This is a genomic window from Pseudomonas sp. GW460-LB5, from assembly GCF_059423245.1.
This window is the reverse complement of record NZ_JBWKXT010000044.1, coordinates 24962-45384: the sequence shown is the minus strand read 5'-3', so window position 1 is coordinate 45384 and position 20423 is coordinate 24962. Positions and strand designations below refer to the sequence as shown.

Here is a 20423-nt window from a genome sequence, read left to right as displayed (position 1 = left end):
GGGGGCTCCTTAGGCGGCAGCGTTGAGGACTTCGGTCAGCCACTGGTTGGTGACCTCGACGCGGAAGTTGGGGTTTTCGGCCGGCGGCACGTCGGTGAAACGGATGTTCCAGTACACCTTGCCCTGCTCCAGCTGGCTAGCCGTGTTGAGCACCGGGTCGGCGTAGACCTCGAAGTTGATGATCGCGCCCTGGTTCTTGAGGTCGCGCATGAACGCCTGCAGGCCCTCGGTCACGTCCTTGACGTAGGTCGCGGTGATCGAGCGGTCGACCGCCCACTTGTGGCCGTACAGAATCGCGTCCATGACGATATCCATGGTCCGCACACGGGTGACGAAGGCCCACTTCGCATCACTCGACAGGGTGCGGTTACCCCACAGGCGATAGCCGTCGTCGCGGATGATGGTCGCGATATTGGCGTTGTTCAGCAGGTTGGCCCGGCAGGTGTCGTCGCCGTCCAGGAACTCGACCGAGCGGGTGGTGCCGGTGATGCCGACGAACTCCTTGTTGGACGGCGAGGCCCAGAAGCCGTATTCGGTATCGGTCCAGGCAAACAGACCGGCTACCCAGGCCGAGGCCGGCGCGTCGACCGTGCCGTTGGCGACGGTGTCCCATTGCTGCACGCCAGGGTCGACCATGAACAAGCGCTTGGAACCGAAGTTCTTGGCGTAGAGCATGGCGGCCTCGTCGGTGGTGCCGGGACCATCGAGGATGCCCACAGCGCGCAGCTTGCCGGCCAGCGCATCCATTGCGGTGGCCACCGCCTGAGTGGCGCTGTGCTTGGGTGCGATGATCAGCCGCGGCTGGGCGTTGAAGCGGCTCTTGCCGTCCAGCAGCGCCTGCAGGCCGGTACGCTTGCCGCTGGCCAGCACGCCACCGATGATCGAGGACGTTTGTGCGGCGGCATCGGTGGCCTTGGCCACGCCACAGGCAACGATAACCGCCTTAGCGCGGGTAAAGATGGCCTGGCAAGCCTTGGTGATCGCTGCAGTGGGGCCCCAGGCCGCGACCGCCTCGCGGTCGTTGGTGATGAGGTAAAGGTCGTTGTACTTAGCCGTGGCGCCCGCGCCTTCGGTGAAGGTGTCGACCAGGCCAATGATCGAGGAGGACGGTAGCGCAACGCTGCGCGCACCGGTGTCGACGTTCGTTACGGTAACGCCGTGAAAGAATCCAGCCATGGGAATGCTCCAGAAAGCACCAGGCCGCGACAATGCGCGGCCCGGACACAAAAAAGTGCCGGTGTCAAGTCTTGCGTGCAAAGCACGTAAGGCTTGAAACCATATATGGGACAGTAGGTTAGCTCTTTTCGCGGCCGCTTTGCAGAACCACGGCTTCGTCGGCTAGGAGCCACATAAGAGCGTCGGGGGAGAAAGCCGCATCGCACTGTGTCGTGCTGGATTGCCGAGGAACGGCGGGCCTGTCGCGTCATCATAGCCCAAGAGACATAGCGGCATCCAGAATGAAGAACGCGCAGCCTGGGGCTGCGCGTTCGATGGATGCCGTTGGTATGCGACGCCATCATGTCGGCTTCGATGGCGCGCTCCGGGTCGCCGTGTCCTTCCTGAATCCCCGATCCCCCGCCATGAACGCCTCCAGCATGTGCGGGATCAGCGTCATGGCATCAACCGCCTCGCCGTAGGTCTGCGCGTGCAGCGCGGCGTAGCGGTCGAGGTCGGCTTTCAAGCTGGCTGGGCAGGCAAAGGTCAGTTTGACGCTTTCGGTCTTGGGCAGCGGCCCGAGCCGCAGCTTCTTGGTCGTGCTCATTGCGAAGCTCCCCGATTGAAGAACAGCGGCTGGTACGGCCGCAGCACCAGATCCCGGTTGACGATGATTCGCACGGGCAGGCCCGGCCGCTCGGTCAGCGTCGGCTGGATATTCATGTTGCGCCGGGTGATTTCCTGGCCGACCTGATTGATGCTGTCCTGTGCGCCATCGCGCCCGGCGATGACGATGCGGTTGCCATCCTGGCGGTTCTCCGGCGCGGCCAGCTCGGCACCTACGCCCAGCAACGTCGTCAGCACCGCGCCGGCAACGATGCGATTCCAATGCCAGTCCACGTCGTCTTCCAGGCCGGAGTAGCCGGCCGGATCGGTGCCGACAAGGTTGTCCAGCGTCAGCGAGGATGTGTCGGGCAGAATGACGCGATTCCACACCACCTGCACGCGGCTTTGTCCGTAGCTGACCTGGCTGTTGTATTTGCCAAGGATGCGCGAGCCCTGCGGGATCAGCAGAAACTTGCCCGTGGCCGTGTCATAGACCGGCTCCGTCACCGTGGCGATCACGTCGCCCGGCAAATCCGACTGGATGCCCGTCACCAGCGCACCCGCGATCACCGTTCCGGCCATCACCTGATAGGGCGATGCGGGCAGCGCCAGATGGCCGGAATTGCGGGTTTCCGTAGAACCGGCTTTCAGGAATGCCTCTTTCTGGTCTTGCCGGTTCTGCACGGCGGTCGGGTCGGCGGGCTGGGCCGCTGTCGAGGCAGGCCCGGCAGCGAGAGGATCGAAGGCCGCGAGTGTGTTTGCAACACCAGGCGCACCCGGCGCAGCTTGCGCGACCGTGGCGGCGGCCTGGCCCTGACCCTGGCCGCCCGAGCGGAAGAACACCGACGAGGCCGCCGCCGCGTCCGCCTCCTTGCGCAAGGCATCTTCGGGATCATGGCCTGGCGGCGAATAGCCCGGCGTCACCGGCTGCTGCGAAGCGACGATGGCCGGACCAAGGTCGCCGGGCAACGGCGGCCCCAGTTCGGGCACATCGGGCGGCAAGGCTGGCGGCAGCTTCGAGTAGTCCGTCGGCAGCGCATCCAGCCCTTCGGACTTCGAGACGCGATCGACGTTGTAAAGCTCGGTCTGCTCGTTGGCTCCGCGCCGCTGCGGTTGCAGCGACCAGATGGTGGCCCCAAGCACGGCGACCGACAGGCCGCCGGCGAGGATGGCCAGCGTGCGCCGATTCAGGCGCGTGACCGGGCGTGGCTGGGCGCGCAGCGCCACCGCCTCCGGCGCAACCTTGCCCGCCTGCGGCGTGGCGAGGTCGGGGGTGTCGTCCTGGCTCATGGTCAGTTCCTCCGCGCAACGCCGTCCGTGCGTTCAATTCGCACCACGTCGCTCTTGTCTCCGCCCAGGCGGAGTTCGGCGGCGCCGAACAGCCGATCCACGATGTAGTACGGCGAGCGGAAGCGATAGTTGACCAGTTGCCCGTCGCCTTCCGGCCCGATCACGAACAGCGGCGGCAGCTCGCCTTGCGCGATGCCGGCGGGGAACTGGATATAGACCTTCTGCCCGTCGTCGAACGCGCGCAGCGGCTTCCACGGCGGGTTGCTACCGCTGACCGCGTAGCGGAAGCGCAGGTTTTCCAGCGACAAGCCGGAGTCCACCGGCGCGGCGGCGCTGGCCGCCTGCGCTTGGCGCTGCAAAGCCAGCATCCGGTCGCGCGGGTACTCCCAGGACACCGACGCCATCCACGTCTTTTCCGTAGAAGCCAGCTCCAGAAGGTACGTCCTGCGGCTGGTGGTGATGACGAGATTGGTCTTTAGGGCCGAACGGATTGGCTTGACCAGCACGTTCACGCGCAGGTCGGCGCCGCTACCGCTGGACGTATCACCCACGATCCAGCGCACGGTATCGCCGGCGGCCACCGTCACCAGTTCCTCGCCCGGCTGGAGCGCGATCACGGTCACGCGGCCCACGGCCGCATAGACCTGATACAGCGCACCGTCAGTGAAGGGCCAGACCTGAATCGCATTGACGTAGCCCTCGCGCGTGGGCGCGACGCGCGCCTCCGTATTGGCCCGCGAGACGCGCACCTTCTCGTCGGCCGGTTCCGGCGCGGCCTTGGCGTCCTCTGCCTCGGGCAATGGCTTCAACTGCGCCGGCAGCGCCAGCGGCTCGGGCACCTTGACCACTTCCACCGGCGCGGGCGGCTCCGGCAGCGGCTGGGCCTGCACTGGCTCATCGAGCGAGATGGTCGGCGGCGGTTTGCCCTGCGTGGCGCAGCCCGCGAGGGAAAGCAGGATCAACGGCAACGCGTATTTGCGGAAAAGATCATTCATGGCTTGGCTCCTTCGGAAGAATCCAGTTCACGGCTCCACGACAGGCCGTTGACGTAGATGCCCAGGGGGTTCTTGCGCAGGCGTTCTTCGGTGCGTGGCGGCTGGAGCACGATGGACACCACGGCCGTCCACCGCTCCAAGCCCGCCGCGGCACCGTTGACGTATCGGCGTTCCGTCCAGCGCACGTTGAAAGACGTGTCGCTGGCGCGCACGACGCTGGTGATCTGCACCGTCACCGACTCCTTGCCGATGCGCGCGAACGGGTCGTTGACCCGTGCGTAGTCGTTGAGCACGGCCGCGCCCTTGTCGGTCGTGTAGTCGTAGGCGTCGAGCCAGTTCTGGCGGACGACGATGGGGTCGATGGACAGCGAGCGCACCAGCGTCACGAAACGCGCGATGTGATGCGCCGTCTGCGCATCGTTGGGCCGGTACGGCGTGGCGGCTTCGCCGACCGCGCGTACCTGGCCCGCGTTGTCCACTTCCACGACGTAGGGCGTCACGATGGACTGCGCCGAGCGCCACACCAAGCCGCCGGCCATCAGCAGCGCGAGCGTCAGGCAGCCGAAGGCCATCAGGCGCCAGTTCTTCGCCTGCACGCGCGGCGAGCCGATACGGTCGTCCCACACCTGGCCGGCAGCTTGGTACGGCGTGGCAGGCTGCGGCGTGCCGGCATAGCGCACCTGCGGTTTTCTGAATCGCATGGTCAGTTCTCCTTGTGAATCGCTTTAGTCGTCGGAGCCGCGCAGGCTCGGGCCTTGCCCCGAGCCGCCACCGTCGCCGCCGCGCAGCGTGTGCGCGGCGGTGGTCGCGGCGTGGGTGAGTTGCTGGCGGCGATGCAGCCGCTTGGCCCAGGCGGGTTGTTCCGGCTTCTGTGCAGCGGCGCCGCCTGCGGGGGCTTCTCCTGCGGAGGCTTGACCGGTTGACGCGCCAGCGTCGGCCGTCGAGCCATTCCAGCCAGCACGGAACGGAGCGGCCATCCGCTGCCCGGCAGCGGAAGCACGGGATGCTGCGGCGCGTCCGGCGGACTGCGCGCCGGTCTTGGCGACGTTGCCTAGGCCCGCCATCGCGCCCTTTGCGCCGCCGCCAGCGGCGGCGGAACCGGCCTGGAACGCCGACTTCGCACTGCTGGCCGCCGACGTGGCGGCGCGCGCACCGCTACCGGCCAGCTTGGCGGCAGCCGGGGCCATGCGCGCGCCAGCAGCCACGGCGCCACCCACGCCCGTCGCGGCGGCGCCGATGGCGACGGCCGTGCCGGCAGCGCCGACAGCAGCACCGGCCATTGCGCCAGCGCCGAGCTGCGGCGCACCGGACACGAGGCCCGTGGCGATGCCGGGGCCGAAGATCCCGAGCGCCAGCAAGGTGAGCGAGGCCAGCATGATGACCAGCGCGTGGTCGATAGACGGCTCGGCGGGATGGACTTGGAACTGAGCGAACAAGCCCGAGCCGATACCGACGATCACGGCCAGCACCAGAACCTTGACGCCGGAGGCCACCACGTTGCCCAAGACCTTTTCCGCGAGGAACGCGGTCTTGTTCCAGAGCGCGAATGGCACCAGCACGAATCCGGCGAGCGTGGTCAGCTTGAACTCGATCAGCGTGATGAACAGTTGGATCGCCAGCACGAAAAAGCACAAGACCACGACCAGCCACGCGAGGAACATCACCACGATGGGGTCGAGGTTTACGAATACTTCGGGAAAGCCCGCCATCTCACCGATCTGCTCCAGAATCGGCGCCCCGGCGTCGATGCCGGTTTTCGCCAGCCGGCCCGGCTGCAAGAAGTTTTCCATCGTGATGGCCGAGCCGGTGGCGGTTATGCCTAATCCCGCAAACGAGCGGAATACGATGCTGGCCAGCCAGTTGAAGTTATTGATGATGTAGGCGAAGGCGCCGACGTACAGCACCTTGCGCAGAAGCTTGGCGATCACGTCCTCGCCCTGACCGGTGGCATGGCTCATGGCCCAATACAGGCCGGCGATCGTCATGTCGATGACGATCAGCGTGGCCGTGAGGAACGCCACTTCGCCCCGCAGCAGCCCGAAACCCGAGTCGATATACGCGGCAAAGGTGTTGAGGAACTGGTCGATGATGGTCACGTCATTCATGGCGTGTTCTCCGGCTCGGCGGGAACGGCCGGCGCCATGCCATCGGCCGGTTCATCGAAGCTCGGCGGGATCGGCGGCAGGTCGGCCAGCGTCTGGTATTCATCCGGCCCGGCCTTGCCGGAGAAGAAGCGCCGCCGGAAGGCTTCGGCGGCGGCACGGCAAGCGTCCTCGCCCGTGGCCTGCCGGTCGGCCGCGCATTGCGCGCGCAATGCCTTGAGCCGCACGGGATCGACGGCCAGGGCATCGGCAAGGTTGTCGGCCGGCTGCTTGCCGCAAGCGGCCAGCAGCACGACAAGCACCACAACAGACGGGGCGAGGACGCATCGCATGGCGGCCTCCCGTCAGTTGCCGTAGAAGTTCACGGACTGCGGCGTGTACGGCGTCCCTTCGCCCAGGAAGCGCCGCCGCACTTCGCGGGCGCGCTCCGTGGCCGCCGCCTGCCGCGCCAGCTCCAGCGACGCCGCCCGGTCTTGCGTGATCTGGAGCCGCTGCGACTGGATCGACTGCTTGGCCTGCAAGGCCAGCAACTGATTCATGGCCTGCATCGCCTGCAACGCACCTTCGGCCGACTGGCTCTTGCCAACGAGATCGGCCAGCACGCTCTCGTCTTCACCCAGGTTCTGCGACACCTGAGCTTGCATCTGCATCGTGGTCTGCAAGCCGTTGAGCGTGTTCCGCCAACGCTCCTGTGCGTCGCGGTACATCTGGTCGCCGCTGACGGTGGCGGCGTACTGCTCGGGATACAGGCGTGCGAACTCCCGATCCAGATTCGTCACGTCATAGGCCAAGCCTCGGGCCTGGGCGATCAGCCGCTCGGTCGTTGCCAGATTGGCGCGCAACTGGCCGACCACGCTGGACGGCAGGCTGGCGAGGTTGCGCGCCTGGTTCATCAACATCTGTGCTTCGTTCTGGAGCTGCTGGATCTGGTTGTTGATCTGCTCCAGCGTGCGGATCGCGGTCAGCGTGTTCTGCACGAGGTTCGTGGGATCGACCACGACCCATTGCGCATGAGCGGTGGCGGTGCAAAGCATGGCCGCGACGGCGGCGGCGATAAGGCGCTTCTTCATGACAGGCTCTCCTGTGGGTGGTCGGTGGTACGGAGGGAACCCGGCGCCAGGCCGGGGAACGAGGGCAGCAGGTCGGCCGCCCAATCGAGGCCGCGATGGCGCAGCCAAGCGCCCGCGAAGCCGGGTGCGCCGGCGTCCAGCAGCAGGCGGTCTATGTCGCGCTGGTCTTGCGGCGTGGACGCGCCCGCGAAGGCCAGCGCCGCCGGCCCCAGGTCGAGGTCGAACAGGCGGTTGCCGAGACGGGATTGGTAGTAGTAGTCGCGCTTGGGCTGCGCGGTGGCGACGATTTCGATCTGCCGCCTGTTGAGGCCGAAGCCCTCGTAGATCGTGCGAATCTGCGGCTCGGTGGCCTGCGGGTTGGGCAGGAAAATCCGACTCGCGCAGCTCTCGATGATCGCGGGCGCGATGCTCGAATCCTTGATGTCGGCGAGGCTCTGCGTGGCGAAGATGACGCTGACGTTCTTCTTGCGCAGCGTCTTGAGCCACTGGCGGATACGCTCGGCAAACACCGGGTCATCGAGGAATAGCCACGCTTCATCGAGGATCAGCAGCGTGGGCGCGCCGTCGAAGCGTTCATCGAAACGCGCAAAGAGGTAATGCAGCACGGCCATGACGGCGGCCTTGCTGTGCATCAGCTCCTCCATCTCGAAGCACTGCACGTCGGCCATGCCGAGCCGGTCGTGATCGGCGTCCAGCAGCTTGCCGTGCGCGCCGCCCAGCACATAGGGCGCGAGCGCTTGGCGCAGCGCGTTCGATTGCAGCAGCACGGAAAGCCCCGTCATCGTGCGCTGCTCCACCGGCGCACCGGCGAGGCTGCCGAGCGCCGACCAGATGGCCGCTTTCTCGTCGGGGCCAACCGCCACGCCTTCGTGCAGCAAGCGGCCTTCGATCCATTCGGCGGCCCAGGTGCGGTAGCCCTCACGGTCGATGCGCGCGAGTGGCTGGAAGGCGATTTCGCCATCCGTGCCCAGGTCGTAGTGCTCGCCGTCCAGCCCGAGGATCGTGGCTCGCATGGAGCGGCCCATGTCGAACGCGAAGATGCGCGAGCCGCGATAGCGGCGGAACTGCATTGCCAGCGTGGCGAGCAGAACCGACTTGCCCATGCCAGTCGGCCCCGCGACCAGCGTGTGGCCCACGTCGCCGATGTGCGTCACCAGCCGGAACGGCGTGGCGCCATCGGTGCGCGTGACGATCAGCGGCGGGCCGTCGAGGTGGTCGTTCTTCTCCGGCCCGGCCCATACCGCCGACACCGGCATCATGTGAGCCAGGTTCAGTGTCGAGACGATGGGCTGGCGCACGTTGGCGTAGGCGTTGCCCGGAATGGACGACAGCCACGCATCCACGGCGTTGAGCGTTTCGGGGATAGTCACGAAGCCCCGCCCCTGGATGACGCGCTCCACCATGCGCAGCTTCTCGTCTGCGACGGCGGCGTCCTCGTCCATGACGGTGACGGTCGCCGTCAGATAGCCGAAGGCGACTTGATCGCTTCCCAGCTCCTGCAGGGCGGCGTCCGCGTCGGCGGCCTTGTTGTTGGCGTCGGTATCGACCAGCGGGCTTTCCTGCTGGAAGATCGTTTCGCGCAGCAGCGCGATGACGTTCTTGCGCTTGGCGAACCACTGGCGGCGCAGACGGGAAAGTTCTTTTTCCGCCTCGGCTTTGTCCAGGCAGAGGAAGCGCGTACTCCAGCGGTAGGCAAAACCGAGGCGGTTGAGGTCGTCCAGAATCCCCGGCCAGGTCGAGGTCGGAAAGCCCCGCACCGACACCACGCGCAGGTGCTGGTCGCCCAGCATGGGTGCCAGGCCACCGACCAGCGCGGAGTCGGTCAGCAGCGCGTCGATGTGGAACGGCACTTCGGGCACGCCGACGCGGTAGCGCCGCGTCGAGATGGTGGCGTGCAGGTAGCTCAGCGTCTGGCTGTCATCGAGCCAGGCGATTTCCGGCATCACGCCATCGAGCAGGTCGAACACGCGATCTGTTTCCGCCACGAAGGCCGTCAGGCGCTCGCGCCAGTCCACGCCATCGGTGGGCCGGTTCTCGTACAGCATCCCCGCCGCGCGGGCGCGCGATTCCTCGGGCGGCAGGTACACCAGCGTCAGGTGATAGCCACTCTCGAAGTGATTGCCAGAGTCCTCGAAGGTGGCGCGGCGTTCCTCGTCCACCAGCCACGACAGCGGCTCAGGAAACTCCGAGTGCGGATGGTCGGCAGCGGGACGGCGCTCGGCTTCAATGAACAGCGCCCAGCCCGATCCCATACGGCGCAGCGCGTTGTTCAACCGCGCCGATGTGGCGATCAGCTCGCCTTGCGTCGCGCTGTCGAGGTCAGGCCCGCGAAACCGGGCCGTGCGCTGGAAACTGCCGTCCTTGTTCAAGACGACGCCCGGCGCGACCAGCCCGGCCCAGGGCAGCCAGTCGGCAAGTAAGGCCGGGCGCTGGCGGTATTCGGCGAGGTTCAGCATCGCGGCGTCCTCCCCTCACACGTCCAGCAGCGGGCGATGCTTGATGTGCCGGGCGAAGACTTGCATGAACTGCGGATCGACGCGCGCACCCCACACCGCCAAAGAATGGCCGACGATCCAGAGCACCACGCCGGGAATCCACAGTTGCAGGCCCAGCCCGACAGCGGCGGCCAGCGTGCCGTTGGCGATCGCCACGGTGCGCGGCGCACCGCCCAGCAGAATCGGCTCGGTCAGCGAGCGATGCAGCGGCACCTCGAAACCGTCCGCGAAGGTGTCTGGGGCACTCATACGACCGCCCCGCCGGAGAAGCTGAAGAACGACAGGAAGAAGCTCGAAGCGGCGAAGGCGATGGATAGACCGAAGACAATCTGGATCAGCTTGCGGAATCCGCCGGATGTGTCGCCGAAAGCCAGCGCGAGGCCCGTGGCGATGATGATGATGACCGCGACGATTCGCGCCACCGGCCCCTGGATGGATTCGAGGATGGATTGCAGCGGGCCTTCCCACGGCATCGAGGAACCGGCGGCCTGTGCGGTTCCGGCCAGGAACAGCAGCAGCGCGGCCAGCAGCAGCCCTTGCCCCGCAGGGCGGGCCAGGCAGCGCAGCCGCGCAAGACGCAAAGCCGGATTTGCAGAAAAACGGAAAGCAGGAATGGTCATCTGCGTCATGGCAGTTCTCCAAGTGAGTCAGGGGATGGGGAAGTCGCCGCAGCGGGTGCGGCATCGGGAAGTGGCGGCAGCTCGGGAAACGGCGTTTCCAGCGCGTCCGCCAGTTGGTAGCCCACGCCGTCGAAGCCGACGACGCGAGCGATGCTCTCGATGCGGCGCTTGCGCCCGCGCCCGGCGATGTGGATCACCACGTTGACCGCTTCGGCGATCAGCGCACGGGGCGGATTCACCGCCACTTCGAGAATCAGTTGCTCCAGGCGCTGCAGCGCGCCGAGCGCGGAGCCGGCATGGATCGTGGCGATTCCGCCCGGATGGCCTGTGCCCCACACCTTGATGAGATCCAGTGCCTCGGCGCCGCGCACTTCGCCAACGACGACGCGATCAGGCCGCAGGCGCATGGACGAGCGAACCAGCTCGGTCATCGACACCACGCCTGCGCGGGTACGCAGGGGAACGTGGTCGCGGGCCGCGCATTGCAGCTCCACCGTGTCTTCGAGCACCAGCACGCGGTCGCCGGTGGCGGCGATTTCGGCGAGCAAAGCATTGGCGAGCGTGGTCTTGCCGCTGCTGGTGGCGCCGGCGATCAGCACGTTCTGCCGCTCGCGCACGGCGCGAACGAGAAAGCCCGCTTGCGCGCTGGTCATCATCCCGTCGATGACGTACCGCTCCAGCGGAATCACGCCGATGGCGCGCTTGCGCAGCGCGAAGGCCGGCCCCGGCGCTGCCGGCGGCAAGATGCCCTCGAAGCGTTCGCCCGTTTCGGGCAACTCGGCGGACAACAGCGGCTGGCCGCGATGCACTTCCGCGCCAACGTGGGCGGCCACGAGGCGGATGATTCGCTCGCCGTCCGCCTCGGGCAGTTCCACGCCCATCGGCGCGCGCCCACTGGAAAGCCGATCCACCCAAAGGGTGCGATCGGGATTCAGCATCACCTCCACCACGTCCGGGTCTTCGAGCGCGGCGGCGATCAGCGGCCCCATCGCCGTGCGCAGCATCTGGATGCGGCGGTCGAGCGACGTGGCGGTTATGGATTGGGGAACGGCGCTCATGACGCACGCTCCCGCGCTTGGGCGGCTGCCGCCGCGTCCTCCATCCGCATCGGATCGGGATGCAGTTCCTCCACCACGTCGCGCACCAAGCTGCGGCCCCGCAGCAGGTGGCGGCCAAGCTTCTCGGTGAACTGCTCGAAGCGCGCTTTGCCCTGCGCGCGTGCCGCGTCTTGGTGCGCCTCGGGAACCGGCGTGCTCACGGTCAGGTAGTAGCGGATGAACAGCGCCAGCGTTTCGATGGCGATGTTCTGGTCGCGCTCCATTCGCTCGGCCTGGCGCGAGAGGCGATCCAGCCGCTTGGCAATGGCCGCCTCGCGCTGGTCGGCAGCGTCGGGCGACAGCCACGATGCGAGCGCCGCCGCGACAATGGACGACTTGGACACGCCTTTCTTGGCGGCCAGCTCGTCCAGGCGCTTGGCGTGCTCCGGCTGGATGAACAAGTTGAGGCGGTAGTGGCTCATAGCTCGATTCCGTCGTTGGGGTCGAGGGAAGCCAGCCGGGCCGTGCGCTGCATGGCTGGATCGAGCTGGCGAGGAAGGGGAAGCGGCAAATCGTCGTCGTCATCGAGTAGCCCAAGGTCGGCCGCGGGCGCGGCCAGCTCGGGGTCGTAGGCGACGGTTTCGGAGAGTTCGGGCTGACGGCGCGGGCCGCCGTCGTCGGCCGAAGCCGAGTTCTCCAGGCCATCGGCGGATGCCGTGGCAGGTGCAGCGGGCACGGACGGAATCGCCAGCCCGCTCCAGTCGTCGGGCCGCGACGGCGGCGCGTCGGCGTACTGCTGGTTCGCCAGCGTGGGCGGTGGCAGCACGCGACGCTTGAAATTGGCGTCCGCGTAGTAGCGCAGTTTCTTCGCCTTGATCGGCGCCACGCTGGACACCATCACCACGGCCTCGTCGGGCGGAAGCTGCATCACCTCGCCGGGCGTGAGGAGCGGTCGGGCCGTTTCCTGGCGCGACACCATGAGATGCCCGAGCCACGGCGCCAGCCGGTGGCCCGCATAGTTGCGCTGGGCGCGCAGCTCGGTGGCCGTACCCAGCGTCTCGGAGATGCGCTTGGCGGTGCGTTCGTCGTTCGTAGCGAACGTCACGCGCACATGGCAGTTGTCGAGGATGGAGTGGTTTTGCCCATACGCCTTGTCGATCTGATTGAGCGACTGCGCAATGAGGAAGCTGCGGATGCCATAGCCGGCCATGAAGGCCAGCGCCGTCTCGAAGAAGTCCAGGCGCCCCAGCGCCGGGAACTCATCGAGCATCAACAGCAGCTTGTGGCGGCGCTCGATGCCGTCGGAGCCGTCGAGCGATTCGGTGAGGCGCCGGCCGATCTGGTTGAGGATCAGGCGAATGAGCGGCTTCGTCCGCGAAATGTCCGAAGGCGGCACCACCAGGTACAGCGACACCGGATGCTCGGCAGCGATCAGGTCGGCGATGCGCCAATCGCAGCGCGAGGTGACTTCGGCCACCGTCGGGTCGCGGTACAGACCGAGGAACGACATGGCGGTGCTCAACACGCCAGAACGCTCGTTGTCCGATTTGTTGAGCACTTCGCGCGCCGCAGAGGCGACGACCGGATGCGGCCCATCGCCCAGGTGCGGCGTGGTCATCATCCGGTGCAAGGTCAGCTCGAACGGGCTGGCCGGGTCGGACAGGAAGTTGGCGACGCCGCGCAGCGTCTTGTCCTCGCCGGCGTAGAGCACATGCAAGATCGCACCGACCAACAGCGCGTGGCTGGTTTTCTCCCAATGGTTCCTGCGCTCCAGCGCGCCTTCGGGATCGACCAGAATGTCCGCGATGTTCTGAACGTCGCGCACCTCATGCGCGCCGCGCCGCACCTCCAGCAGCGGGTTGTAGGCCGCCGACTTCGCATCCGTGGGGTTGAACAGCAGGCAATGAGAGAAGCGCGAGCGCCAGCCGGCGGTGATCTGCCAGTTCTCGCCTTTGATGTCGTGGACGACGGCGGATGCAGGCCAGGAAAGCAGTGTCGGCACCACGAGGCCGACACCCTTGCCCGATCGCGTAGGCGCAAAGGTCAGGACGTGTTCCGGGCCTTCGTGGCGAAGGTACTGGCGGTCGTGCTGGCCCAGGAACACGCCGGCCGGCAGCGTGAGGCCCGCTTTGCGAATGTCATCCGCGTTCGCCCAACGGGCCGAGCCGTAGGTCGTGACCAGGCGCGACTGCCGCGAGCGCCAGATCGACATGCCGATGGCGACCACCACCGCCAGCAGGCCGCTGCCGCCCGCGATGGCGCCGCCGGTGTCGAACACGCGCGGCGCGTAGGCGTCGAAGAAGAACCACCACTCGAACAGGCGCCATGGGTGGTAGATCGGCGTGCCGAGAAGATCGAACCAGGGCGAGCCAAGGCGTAGCTGGTAGCCAAGGGCTGCTGCTGTCCATTGTGTGGCGCCCCACACTCCGGCGATCACGATGCCAAATACCACGGCGATCTGACCGAACAGCACGCTCGTCCCTTGCATGACCTGGCCTCCGATTTCTCCTGAGCTGATTCCTCATGGAAGAAGCGGCACAAAGGCGTGCCGCAAGCGTCAGAATCGGTGCCGGGTCGGTGCCGGTCAAAGACCGTTTCGAGCAGAAACGTCGAGCAAAAAGACAGAATTCGCGCGGCGTCGAACCAAAGAAAAACGCCGCAAGCGATAGCGCATTGCGGCGTGTCGAACAGAAAATTGAAACCGATGCGGCGAACTGCCAACGATCAGAACTTGGGCGATTCCTTCGGCCGCGTGTAGGGCGTTTCGCCGTCACCATAGAACCGTTTGCGCGTGGCCTCGGCCACCCGGTTGCAGAGCACGTCACCCAGCTTGGGCCGATCCGTCTTGCACTGCTGGCGTAGTTCCTTCAACCGTTCGGGATTGGCTGCCAGTTCCTCCATCGTTGGGATATTCGCTTCCGATGTGTTGGCCTTCTGAGGCGTTTCGGACTGGCCGCAGGCGGTCAACACCGCCACCAGCAAGAAAAGGATGATCTTCTTCATGGCGCAGGTTCCTCCGGGGGATCGAGATTGCGGCCCAGCATGGGCCTGGGAGATTCCAGAGATTCGATGGCCTGTACGCGCTCAATGAATCGAGCCAGAACCTCCGCTGGTTCGCCTATAGGGCGCAGCAGATAGGTTGTCAGGGGTGGGACACGTGATGCCAAGGGGCGAGCCACCACGCCCGGTTCTCTGCTAGCTGTAATGTGTGCTGCACCCGTAAGGCCAAGCGCGAAGCCGGCCGATACAAGCGCCATCATCAAATCGCAGGAGGCCACACGCTCCGCGATCAGGGGTTCCATGTCCGCACGGCGCAGTACCCGATCAACGTGTTTCGCGTGGCTTTCGCAAACCTGTGGATCGCACAGAACCAGAGGGTAGCGGAGCAGTTCCTCCAACGGAATGCGCTTATGCGCTAGCAGAGGATGTCGAGCAGGTACAGCGACCATGAGTGCATCGCTCCAGACGGGTATAGCGACGATGCCTTCGCCCACTTCGTCTGATTGCGCGAATCCTACGTCATAAAGATCGTCGTGTAGCCCCTTGATTTGTTGCGACAACGGCACTTCGGAGAAGCGAATCTCGACTTCAGGTTCTTCCTGTCGGCATAAGGCGAGCACTGCCGGAAGGCGCGACGGTGTAATGCCGTCCGATAAGGCCACCCGCAACTGACCGTGAAATCCATTGGCCGCTGCTTTTACGCTGTCGCGCGCTTGTTGCAGAACAGCAAATACTCGGCGGGCATGCTCCAGAAATAACTTACCTGCACGTGTTAGTCGAGTGCTGCGTGTGGTACGGGCAAACAGTACAACACCCAGTTCCTCCTCTAGCTCCTTAATGGCGCGAGAAAGTGGAGATTGTTCAATGTGCAGCTTCTCCGCAGCTCTAGCGAAGTGAAGCTCCTCCGCCACGGCGAGAAAGTATTTTAGATGTCTTAACTCCATAGACGAATAGCTCCCACGAGCGCGCATCGCAGGCGGTAGCCGCGACCTGTGAGTCGCGGCTACGCCCTGAACAATCAGTTGCCGCCGTTGGACGGGCGGCGTTCCGCAGAAGATTGCGCCACGTTTGGCTTCTTCTTCGTGGCGTCGCACTGCTCTTTCAGCTTCTTTACTTCGGGATAAGCCACGTCACTGATATACCGCTTCGTATCTGCCAATTGCTCGCATGTCTTCGGTATGGCCTTCGCATCGTCGTCATGCCCGCCGGTATGGGCCATCACGAATGGCGAAGCGAGCGAGGCGCTAGCTAGAGCTGCAATCAAAACCGGACGAATGTTCATTTCAATATCTCCTGGGGTAAGGCCCGGCCTACGTGGCAGGGCGGGAAACTTCGACTTCCTGCCATGCAATTGGCATGGCAGGAAAGCCGGAGTGCATGGGACATGTGCCCGTAACCAATTTGCCAATCACAAGACGCGCTTCATTTCCATGTATTGACCGCGAGTGCGAACAATCACCGTCACGTCAGCGTCGCCACGGTTCCGCCAGAACCAACCGTGATTTCCACTAAAGGCCGCCTGGATAACGCCATTGCTAGCGGGCACCGCGCGACCCTTTTCATAACTGATGGACTGGCCGCCACCATCGCCGTGGGTATCGAAGTTCACAACGCCCCCTTCGGCAACCCAATTGAACTCGACCTGCTCGCCGGCCTTCATACTCAACTTCACCTCCGCCCCTTGGCCGGGCTTGAGTACGACGCGCATTTCATCGCGCCAAGCGGCGCCGTTCTCCGCCTGCGCGGCGTTCTGTGCTTGTGCAGGCGCGGCGGTGCCTGCGTTCCCTGCCGTTGCGGCAGCGGGCTTGGCCGCATCCTTCGCGGCATCCGCAGCGGCTTCTTCGGCCAATTGCGTCTTGATCTCCCCCATTTCCTTCAGGCCGAGTACGCGACCAATCCCTGTTGGGTCGATCGCGTACTCGGAGGGAAGGACGATGCCGACCAAAATTGCGATGGCGGCGACGAGTGCAATAAGCGTCGAGCGCAGCAGTTGTTTCGATGATGGAAGGTCGTCGAGGGTTGGCTTGGATACGTTGTACATGGGTTTTTCTCCGTGTTTGATTCAGGAAACGAAATAGCCGGTGAGCTGATAGCCGATCAGAATGAATCCGGCACACATCATCGCTACGTTGGCGGTGTACGCATGGCGCCAGAAACTTGCTGTTCGGCGCCAGTAGCTGATTGCAATCAGAATGGTGCCGAGCGCGATCAACTGCCCGATTTCAACGCCGACATTGAATGCCAACAGGTTTGGAATCAGGCCATCAGGCGAGATGTTGTATTCGATAATCTTGGTTGACAGACCGAATCCGTGAAAGAGTCCGAATACGACTGTTGCGACTTTCGTATTGGGCTGGAAGCCGAGCCATCGCTGAAATGCGCCGATGTTGTCGAGCGCCTTGTAAACCACCGAAAGACCGATGATCGCGTCGATGATGTAGCTGTTTATCCCGACGTTGAAATACACGCCAAGCAGCATCGTGGTTGAGTGGCCCATGGCAAATAGCGTCACATACAGGGCGATATGCTTCATCCGGTACAGGAAGAAGATCACGCCAAGCAGGAACAGGATATGGTCGTATCCCGTCGCCATATGTTTCGCCCCTAGATACATAAAAGGGATGAGGTTGACGCCGGATATTTCCTGGATGTAGCCCTTATCGCCCTCCGCAACGGCATGGGCGAGCGCCTGATTCGCGCACGCGAACAGCAGGATAATCGTCGCCATAAGAAATAAAGAAGTCCGTTGCCAGGTCGGTCGATGGTGATCCGGCATTACTTCAAGTGATCTTTCACGCATGAATTTCATACCTCAATTACTCTCCTAAAAACCCTTGCGGTTCGGGTGCGGCAAGCACCTTTCCTGTTTGCCGCACCATGCGAACTGTTGAAATTGGCGTCGTGCTTACGCCGGCGCGGTGTCCTGGCTTTCGTTGCGCCCCCGATGAATGAGGCGATATAGGGCCGGCAGCACTAGCAACGTCAGCAGCGTCGAGGAAACAATGCCGCCAATGACGACAGTTGCGAGGGGTCGTTGCACTTCCGCGCCCGTTCCGACGTTGACGGCCATCGGTACGAAACCAAGGCTTGCAACCAGCGCAGTCATCAGCACCGGGCGTAGCCGCGTCATCGCTCCGTTCACGATGGCATCGTGAATCGGCGCGCCTTCGTGGTGCAGCTTGCGAATGAAGCTCACCATCACCAGGCCGTTGAGCACCGCCACACCGGATAGGGCGATGAATCCAACCCCTGCCGAAATCGAAAGCGGAATATCGCGCAGCCACAATGCGGCAATGCCGCCTGTCAGTGCCAATGGCACGCCGCTAAAGACGACCGTGGCGTCCCGGCCCGAGCCGAAGGCCATGAACAGAAGGCCGAAGATCAGAACCAGTACAGCCGGCACGACGACGGACAGCCGTTGGCTCGCCGAAATGAGTTGCTCGAACGTGCCCCCGTAGTTGACCCAATAGCCCTCTGGCAGTGTGATTTCGCGGCTTACGCGCTCACGCAGCTCTTCCACGAACGACCCTAGATCGCGTCCGCGCACATTGCTGGTAATGACGATCCGGCGTTTACCGTTCTCGCGGCTGATCTGATTGGGGCCGGGAGCCACTTCGATTGACGCAAGCTGGCCGAGCGGCACGTAAGCGGCTTGGCCCGGTGCGGCAGCAGCGCCGGTCGGAACGGGAATGGGCAGTGTCGCCAGTGCTTTAGGGTCTTGGCGCTGCGCTTCGGGCAGCCGAACCACAATATCGAAGCGGCGATCGCCCTCAAACACTTGGCCAGCGACGGCACCACCAAGAGCGATTGCCACCGTCTGCTGTATGTCGTCGATCGCCAGGCCGTACCGGGACAGTGCATCCACGTTCGGCGTGATTGTCATCAGCGGCAGGCCCGTAATCTGTTCGAGTGCCACGTCGGCAGATCCCTCGATACTCTCGGCCACGGCTTCAATCTTGGAGCCTAGTTGGGCCAGTTGCTCCATGTCATCGCCATACACCTTGATCGCCACCTCGGCACGGACACCCGCGATCAACTCATTCATGCGCATCTGCACGGGCTGAGTGAACTCGTAGTTGTTGCCGGGAATGGTGTTCACCGCCTTTTCCAGTTCGGCAAGCAGTACGGCTCTCGGTTTGCGCGGATCAGGCCATTCGCTGCGATCCTTGAGCATGATGAAGGTGTCAGCCACCGAAGGAGGCATGGGATCAGTCGCAACCTCGGCAGTACCGATCTTGGCAACGACTTCCTCAACCTCTGGAAACTCCTTGATCCGCGCTTCCAACTGGCGCTGCATGCCAATCGCCTGGGTCAGACTCGTTCCGGGAATCCGCATCGCGTGCAAGGCGATGTCGCCTTCATCCAGATTGGGGATGAACTCGGTGCCCAGGCGCGTCGCAAGCAAACCAGACAGCACTACCAACACTGACGCCGCCGCGACAACGGCGACCCTTAGCCTGATTGCCTTCTGGAGAAGTGGCGCATAGAAGCGGCTGATGCCGCGCATCACCTTGGTTTCCTTCTCGGAAACCTTGCCGGTGACAAACAGCGCGACCGCAGCGGGCACGAAAGTCAGGGACAACACCATCGCACCAGTCAATGCGATCACGACGGTAAGCGCCATCGGATGGAACATCTTTCCTTCCACACCCGACAACGCGAAGATTGGAAGGTAAACCGCCGTGATGATGAATAATCCGAACAGGGCAGGCTTGATGACCTCTGCACTGGCGCTCGAAACCAGCGAGAAACGCTCATCGCGGGTCAACAGCCGACCGAGCTGGTGCTGTCGTTCGCTGAACCTGCGCAAGCAGTTCTCCACGATGATGACCGCACCATCGACAATCAGGCCGAAATCCAGTGCGCCCAAGCTCATCAGGTTGGCCGAGATTCGGTTTTGCACCATGCCGGTGATCGTCAGCAGCATGGCAAGCGGAATGACCGCTGCGGTTATCAGGGCTGCACGCAGGTTGCCTAGCAACATGAACAGCACGGCAATCACCAGCAACGCGCCTTCCAGAAGATTCTTCTGCACGGTTGCGATGGTGCGGTCAACGAGTTGAGTGCGGTCATAAACCGCGTGTGCTCGGACTCCCTCGGGAAGTGTCGCGTCGATTTCAGCGAGCTTTTCCACCGTGCGCTGTGCAACCGCTCGGCTGTTCTCGCCAATCAGCATGAATGCCGTTCCCAGCACGACCTCCTTGCCGTCTTTCGTGGCCGCGCCGGTTCGTAGTTCGCTACCCTCCAGAACTTCCGCCACGTCGGATATTCGGAGTGGCAGCCCATCGCGCGTTGCCACGACAATTTTCCGCAGTCGCTCGATGTCGCCTACCTGTCCGGGGATGCGGATCAGGTACTGCTCGCCGTGACGTTCGATGTAGCCGGCACCGACGTTGGCGTTGTTCCGCGCAACGGCGTTCAGCACGTCGTTCATCGTCAACTCGTAGGCCAGCAGCTTGACCGGATCGGGTGTGATGTGGAACTGACGCACGTAACCGCCGATGGTGTTGACCTCGGTGACGCCTTTCAGATTGCGGAGCTGCGGACGCACCGACCAGTCTTGCAATGTGCGCAGCGCCGTCGGCGTCCAGATTTCCTCGTAGCCCTTCTCGGGTTCCAAGGTGTACATGAATATCTCGCCCAGGCCGGTTGCCACCGGGCCGAGAGAAGGATTCAGGCCCGCCGGAAGTTGCGAAGATGCCTGCTGCAAGCGTTCGGCAACCTGCTGGCGGGCAAAGTAAATGTCGGTGCCGTCCTCAAAGACCGCAGTGACTTGCGACAGGCCGTAGCGGGAAATCGAGCGGGTGTAGTCCAGCCGGGCGAGGCCAGCGAGCGCCGTCTCAACCGGGAAAGTGACGCGCTGCTCCGCCTCCATTGGCGAGTAGCCTGGTGCCTCGGTATTGATCTGTACCTGGACGTTGGTAATGTCCGGTATCGCGTCGATCGGCAAGCGGCTGTAGTTCCAGACGCCCAGCCCGGACAGGGCGAGCACCAATAGAAGCACGAGCCAGCGATGCGCGATGGACGCGCGAATGATACGTTCGAGCATGTCC

20 protein-coding genes are annotated in these 20423 nt (G+C 64.2%); all 20 read right to left on the bottom strand.

Annotated elements, in window-relative coordinates:
* Positions 1 to 9: 9 nt before the first annotated feature.
* Entirely contained in the window at positions 10 to 1176 is a 1167-nt protein-coding gene (locus AC07XM_RS22830; protein WP_102689873.1) for a phage tail sheath subtilisin-like domain-containing protein, read from the bottom strand.
* A 340-nt stretch (positions 1177 to 1516) separates the two neighbouring features.
* Positions 1517 to 1762: a DUF2274 domain-containing protein gene (locus AC07XM_RS22825; RefSeq protein WP_003097776.1), complete on the bottom strand. Its 246-nt coding sequence runs from the start codon at positions 1760 to 1762 to the stop codon at positions 1517 to 1519.
* On the bottom strand, positions 1759 to 3051 hold the full coding sequence (locus AC07XM_RS22820) for a TraB/TrbI/VirB10 family type IV secretion system protein (RefSeq protein WP_003097773.1): 1293 nt from the start codon (positions 3049 to 3051) through the stop codon (positions 1759 to 1761). The genes AC07XM_RS22825 and AC07XM_RS22820 overlap by 4 nt, the downstream gene beginning before the upstream one ends.
* A 2-nt stretch (positions 3052 to 3053) precedes the next feature.
* A complete protein-coding gene (trbG, locus tag AC07XM_RS22815; protein ID WP_010791833.1) occupies positions 3054 to 4046 on the bottom strand; it encodes a P-type conjugative transfer protein TrbG in 993 nt (330 codons plus the stop codon).
* Positions 4043 to 4747 carry a conjugal transfer protein TrbF gene (gene trbF / locus AC07XM_RS22810; RefSeq protein WP_003097768.1) on the bottom strand — a complete coding sequence of 235 codons (705 nt, stop codon included), beginning with the start codon at positions 4745 to 4747 and terminating at the stop codon, positions 4043 to 4045. The genes trbG and trbF overlap by 4 nt, the downstream gene beginning before the upstream one ends.
* A 24-nt stretch (positions 4748 to 4771) precedes the next feature.
* Positions 4772 to 6151: a P-type conjugative transfer protein TrbL gene (trbL, locus tag AC07XM_RS22805; RefSeq protein ID WP_010791834.1), complete on the bottom strand. Its 1380-nt coding sequence runs from the start codon at positions 6149 to 6151 to the stop codon at positions 4772 to 4774.
* Positions 6148 to 6480 (bottom strand): hypothetical protein, encoded by a 333-nt coding sequence (locus AC07XM_RS22800; RefSeq protein WP_010791835.1) that lies wholly within the window; start codon positions 6478 to 6480, stop codon positions 6148 to 6150. The genes trbL and AC07XM_RS22800 overlap by 4 nt, the downstream gene beginning before the upstream one ends.
* A gap of 12 nt (positions 6481 to 6492) precedes the next feature.
* Complete coding sequence (gene trbJ, locus AC07XM_RS22795) at positions 6493 to 7218, bottom strand: P-type conjugative transfer protein TrbJ (protein WP_003103988.1); 726 nt, start codon at positions 7216 to 7218, stop codon at positions 6493 to 6495.
* Positions 7215 to 9674 (bottom strand): conjugal transfer protein TrbE, encoded by a 2460-nt coding sequence (trbE, locus tag AC07XM_RS22790; RefSeq protein WP_010791836.1) that lies wholly within the window; start codon positions 9672 to 9674, stop codon positions 7215 to 7217. The genes trbJ and trbE overlap by 4 nt, the downstream gene beginning before the upstream one ends.
* Before the next feature lie 15 nt (positions 9675 to 9689).
* The gene (locus AC07XM_RS22785; RefSeq protein ID WP_003103993.1) at positions 9690 to 9962 is read right to left on the bottom strand and encodes a VirB3 family type IV secretion system protein; all 273 of its coding nucleotides are present in this window, start codon (positions 9960 to 9962) and stop codon (positions 9690 to 9692) included.
* Positions 9959 to 10342, bottom strand: a complete 384-nt coding sequence (locus tag AC07XM_RS22780; RefSeq protein WP_003103996.1) for a TrbC/VirB2 family type IV secretion system protein — start codon at positions 10340 to 10342, stop codon at positions 9959 to 9961. The genes AC07XM_RS22785 and AC07XM_RS22780 overlap by 4 nt, the downstream gene beginning before the upstream one ends.
* A complete protein-coding gene (trbB, locus tag AC07XM_RS22775) occupies positions 10339 to 11391 on the bottom strand; it encodes a P-type conjugative transfer ATPase TrbB (RefSeq protein ID WP_102689874.1) in 1053 nt (350 codons plus the stop codon). The genes AC07XM_RS22780 and trbB overlap by 4 nt, the downstream gene beginning before the upstream one ends.
* Positions 11388 to 11852 carry a ribbon-helix-helix protein, CopG family gene (locus AC07XM_RS22770; RefSeq protein ID WP_003104000.1) on the bottom strand — a complete coding sequence of 155 codons (465 nt, stop codon included), beginning with the start codon at positions 11850 to 11852 and terminating at the stop codon, positions 11388 to 11390. The genes trbB and AC07XM_RS22770 overlap by 4 nt, the downstream gene beginning before the upstream one ends.
* Positions 11849 to 13858, bottom strand: coding sequence for a conjugal transfer protein TraG (locus tag AC07XM_RS22765; protein WP_003104002.1), 2010 nt, complete (start codon positions 13856 to 13858; stop codon positions 11849 to 11851). Before AC07XM_RS22765 ends, AC07XM_RS22770 begins: the two co-directional genes overlap by 4 nt.
* A 236-nt stretch (positions 13859 to 14094) precedes the next feature.
* On the bottom strand, positions 14095 to 14373 hold the full coding sequence (locus tag AC07XM_RS22760) for an EexN family lipoprotein (RefSeq protein WP_010791837.1): 279 nt from the start codon (positions 14371 to 14373) through the stop codon (positions 14095 to 14097).
* Positions 14370 to 15314 carry a LysR family transcriptional regulator gene (locus AC07XM_RS22755; protein ID WP_010791838.1) on the bottom strand — a complete coding sequence of 315 codons (945 nt, stop codon included), beginning with the start codon at positions 15312 to 15314 and terminating at the stop codon, positions 14370 to 14372. The genes AC07XM_RS22760 and AC07XM_RS22755 overlap by 4 nt, the downstream gene beginning before the upstream one ends.
* Positions 15315 to 15388: 74 nt before the next feature.
* Complete coding sequence (locus AC07XM_RS22750) at positions 15389 to 15652, bottom strand: hypothetical protein (protein WP_010791839.1); 264 nt, start codon at positions 15650 to 15652, stop codon at positions 15389 to 15391.
* Positions 15653 to 15778: 126 nt separating this feature from the next.
* Entirely contained in the window at positions 15779 to 16411 is a 633-nt protein-coding gene (locus tag AC07XM_RS22745; RefSeq protein ID WP_010791840.1) for a hypothetical protein, read from the bottom strand.
* A gap of 21 nt (positions 16412 to 16432) precedes the next feature.
* Positions 16433 to 17098 carry a HupE/UreJ family protein gene (locus AC07XM_RS22740; protein ID WP_228291978.1) on the bottom strand — a complete coding sequence of 222 codons (666 nt, stop codon included), beginning with the start codon at positions 17096 to 17098 and terminating at the stop codon, positions 16433 to 16435.
* Between the two features lie 177 nt (positions 17099 to 17275).
* Complete coding sequence (locus tag AC07XM_RS22735; RefSeq protein WP_010791842.1) at positions 17276 to 20419, bottom strand: efflux RND transporter permease subunit; 3144 nt, start codon at positions 20417 to 20419, stop codon at positions 17276 to 17278.
* Positions 20420 to 20423 lie beyond the last annotated feature (4 nt).

What these genes read in the sequence shown, in the direction of transcription:
- AC07XM_RS22830 (WP_102689873.1), bottom strand. Translation starts at nt 1,176, where the DNA reads ATGGCTGGATTCTTTCACGGCGTTACCGTAACGAACGTCGACACCGGT.
- AC07XM_RS22825 (WP_003097776.1), bottom strand. Translation starts at nt 1,762, where the DNA reads ATGAGCACGACCAAGAAGCTGCGGCTCGGGCCGCTGCCCAAGACCGAA.
- AC07XM_RS22820 (WP_003097773.1), bottom strand. Translation starts at nt 3,051, where the DNA reads ATGAGCCAGGACGACACCCCCGACCTCGCCACGCCGCAGGCGGGCAAG.
- trbG (WP_010791833.1), bottom strand. Translation starts at nt 4,046, where the DNA reads ATGAATGATCTTTTCCGCAAATACGCGTTGCCGTTGATCCTGCTTTCC.
- trbF (WP_003097768.1), bottom strand. Translation starts at nt 4,747, where the DNA reads ATGCGATTCAGAAAACCGCAGGTGCGCTATGCCGGCACGCCGCAGCCT.
- trbL (WP_010791834.1), bottom strand. Translation starts at nt 6,151, where the DNA reads ATGAATGACGTGACCATCATCGACCAGTTCCTCAACACCTTTGCCGCG.
- AC07XM_RS22800 (WP_010791835.1), bottom strand. Translation starts at nt 6,480, where the DNA reads ATGCGATGCGTCCTCGCCCCGTCTGTTGTGGTGCTTGTCGTGCTGCTG.
- trbJ (WP_003103988.1), bottom strand. Translation starts at nt 7,218, where the DNA reads ATGAAGAAGCGCCTTATCGCCGCCGCCGTCGCGGCCATGCTTTGCACC.
- trbE (WP_010791836.1), bottom strand. Translation starts at nt 9,674, where the DNA reads ATGCTGAACCTCGCCGAATACCGCCAGCGCCCGGCCTTACTTGCCGAC.
- AC07XM_RS22785 (WP_003103993.1), bottom strand. Translation starts at nt 9,962, where the DNA reads ATGAGTGCCCCAGACACCTTCGCGGACGGTTTCGAGGTGCCGCTGCAT.
- AC07XM_RS22780 (WP_003103996.1), bottom strand. Translation starts at nt 10,342, where the DNA reads ATGACGCAGATGACCATTCCTGCTTTCCGTTTTTCTGCAAATCCGGCT.
- trbB (WP_102689874.1), bottom strand. Translation starts at nt 11,391, where the DNA reads ATGAGCGCCGTTCCCCAATCCATAACCGCCACGTCGCTCGACCGCCGC.
- AC07XM_RS22770 (WP_003104000.1), bottom strand. Translation starts at nt 11,852, where the DNA reads ATGAGCCACTACCGCCTCAACTTGTTCATCCAGCCGGAGCACGCCAAG.
- AC07XM_RS22765 (WP_003104002.1), bottom strand. Translation starts at nt 13,858, where the DNA reads ATGCAAGGGACGAGCGTGCTGTTCGGTCAGATCGCCGTGGTATTTGGC.
- AC07XM_RS22760 (WP_010791837.1), bottom strand. Translation starts at nt 14,373, where the DNA reads ATGAAGAAGATCATCCTTTTCTTGCTGGTGGCGGTGTTGACCGCCTGC.
- AC07XM_RS22755 (WP_010791838.1), bottom strand. Translation starts at nt 15,314, where the DNA reads ATGGAGTTAAGACATCTAAAATACTTTCTCGCCGTGGCGGAGGAGCTT.
- AC07XM_RS22750 (WP_010791839.1), bottom strand. Translation starts at nt 15,652, where the DNA reads ATGAACATTCGTCCGGTTTTGATTGCAGCTCTAGCTAGCGCCTCGCTC.
- AC07XM_RS22745 (WP_010791840.1), bottom strand. Translation starts at nt 16,411, where the DNA reads ATGTACAACGTATCCAAGCCAACCCTCGACGACCTTCCATCATCGAAA.
- AC07XM_RS22740 (WP_228291978.1), bottom strand. Translation starts at nt 17,098, where the DNA reads ATGGCGACGATTATCCTGCTGTTCGCGTGCGCGAATCAGGCGCTCGCC.
- AC07XM_RS22735 (WP_010791842.1), bottom strand. Translation starts at nt 20,419, where the DNA reads ATGCTCGAACGTATCATTCGCGCGTCCATCGCGCATCGCTGGCTCGTG.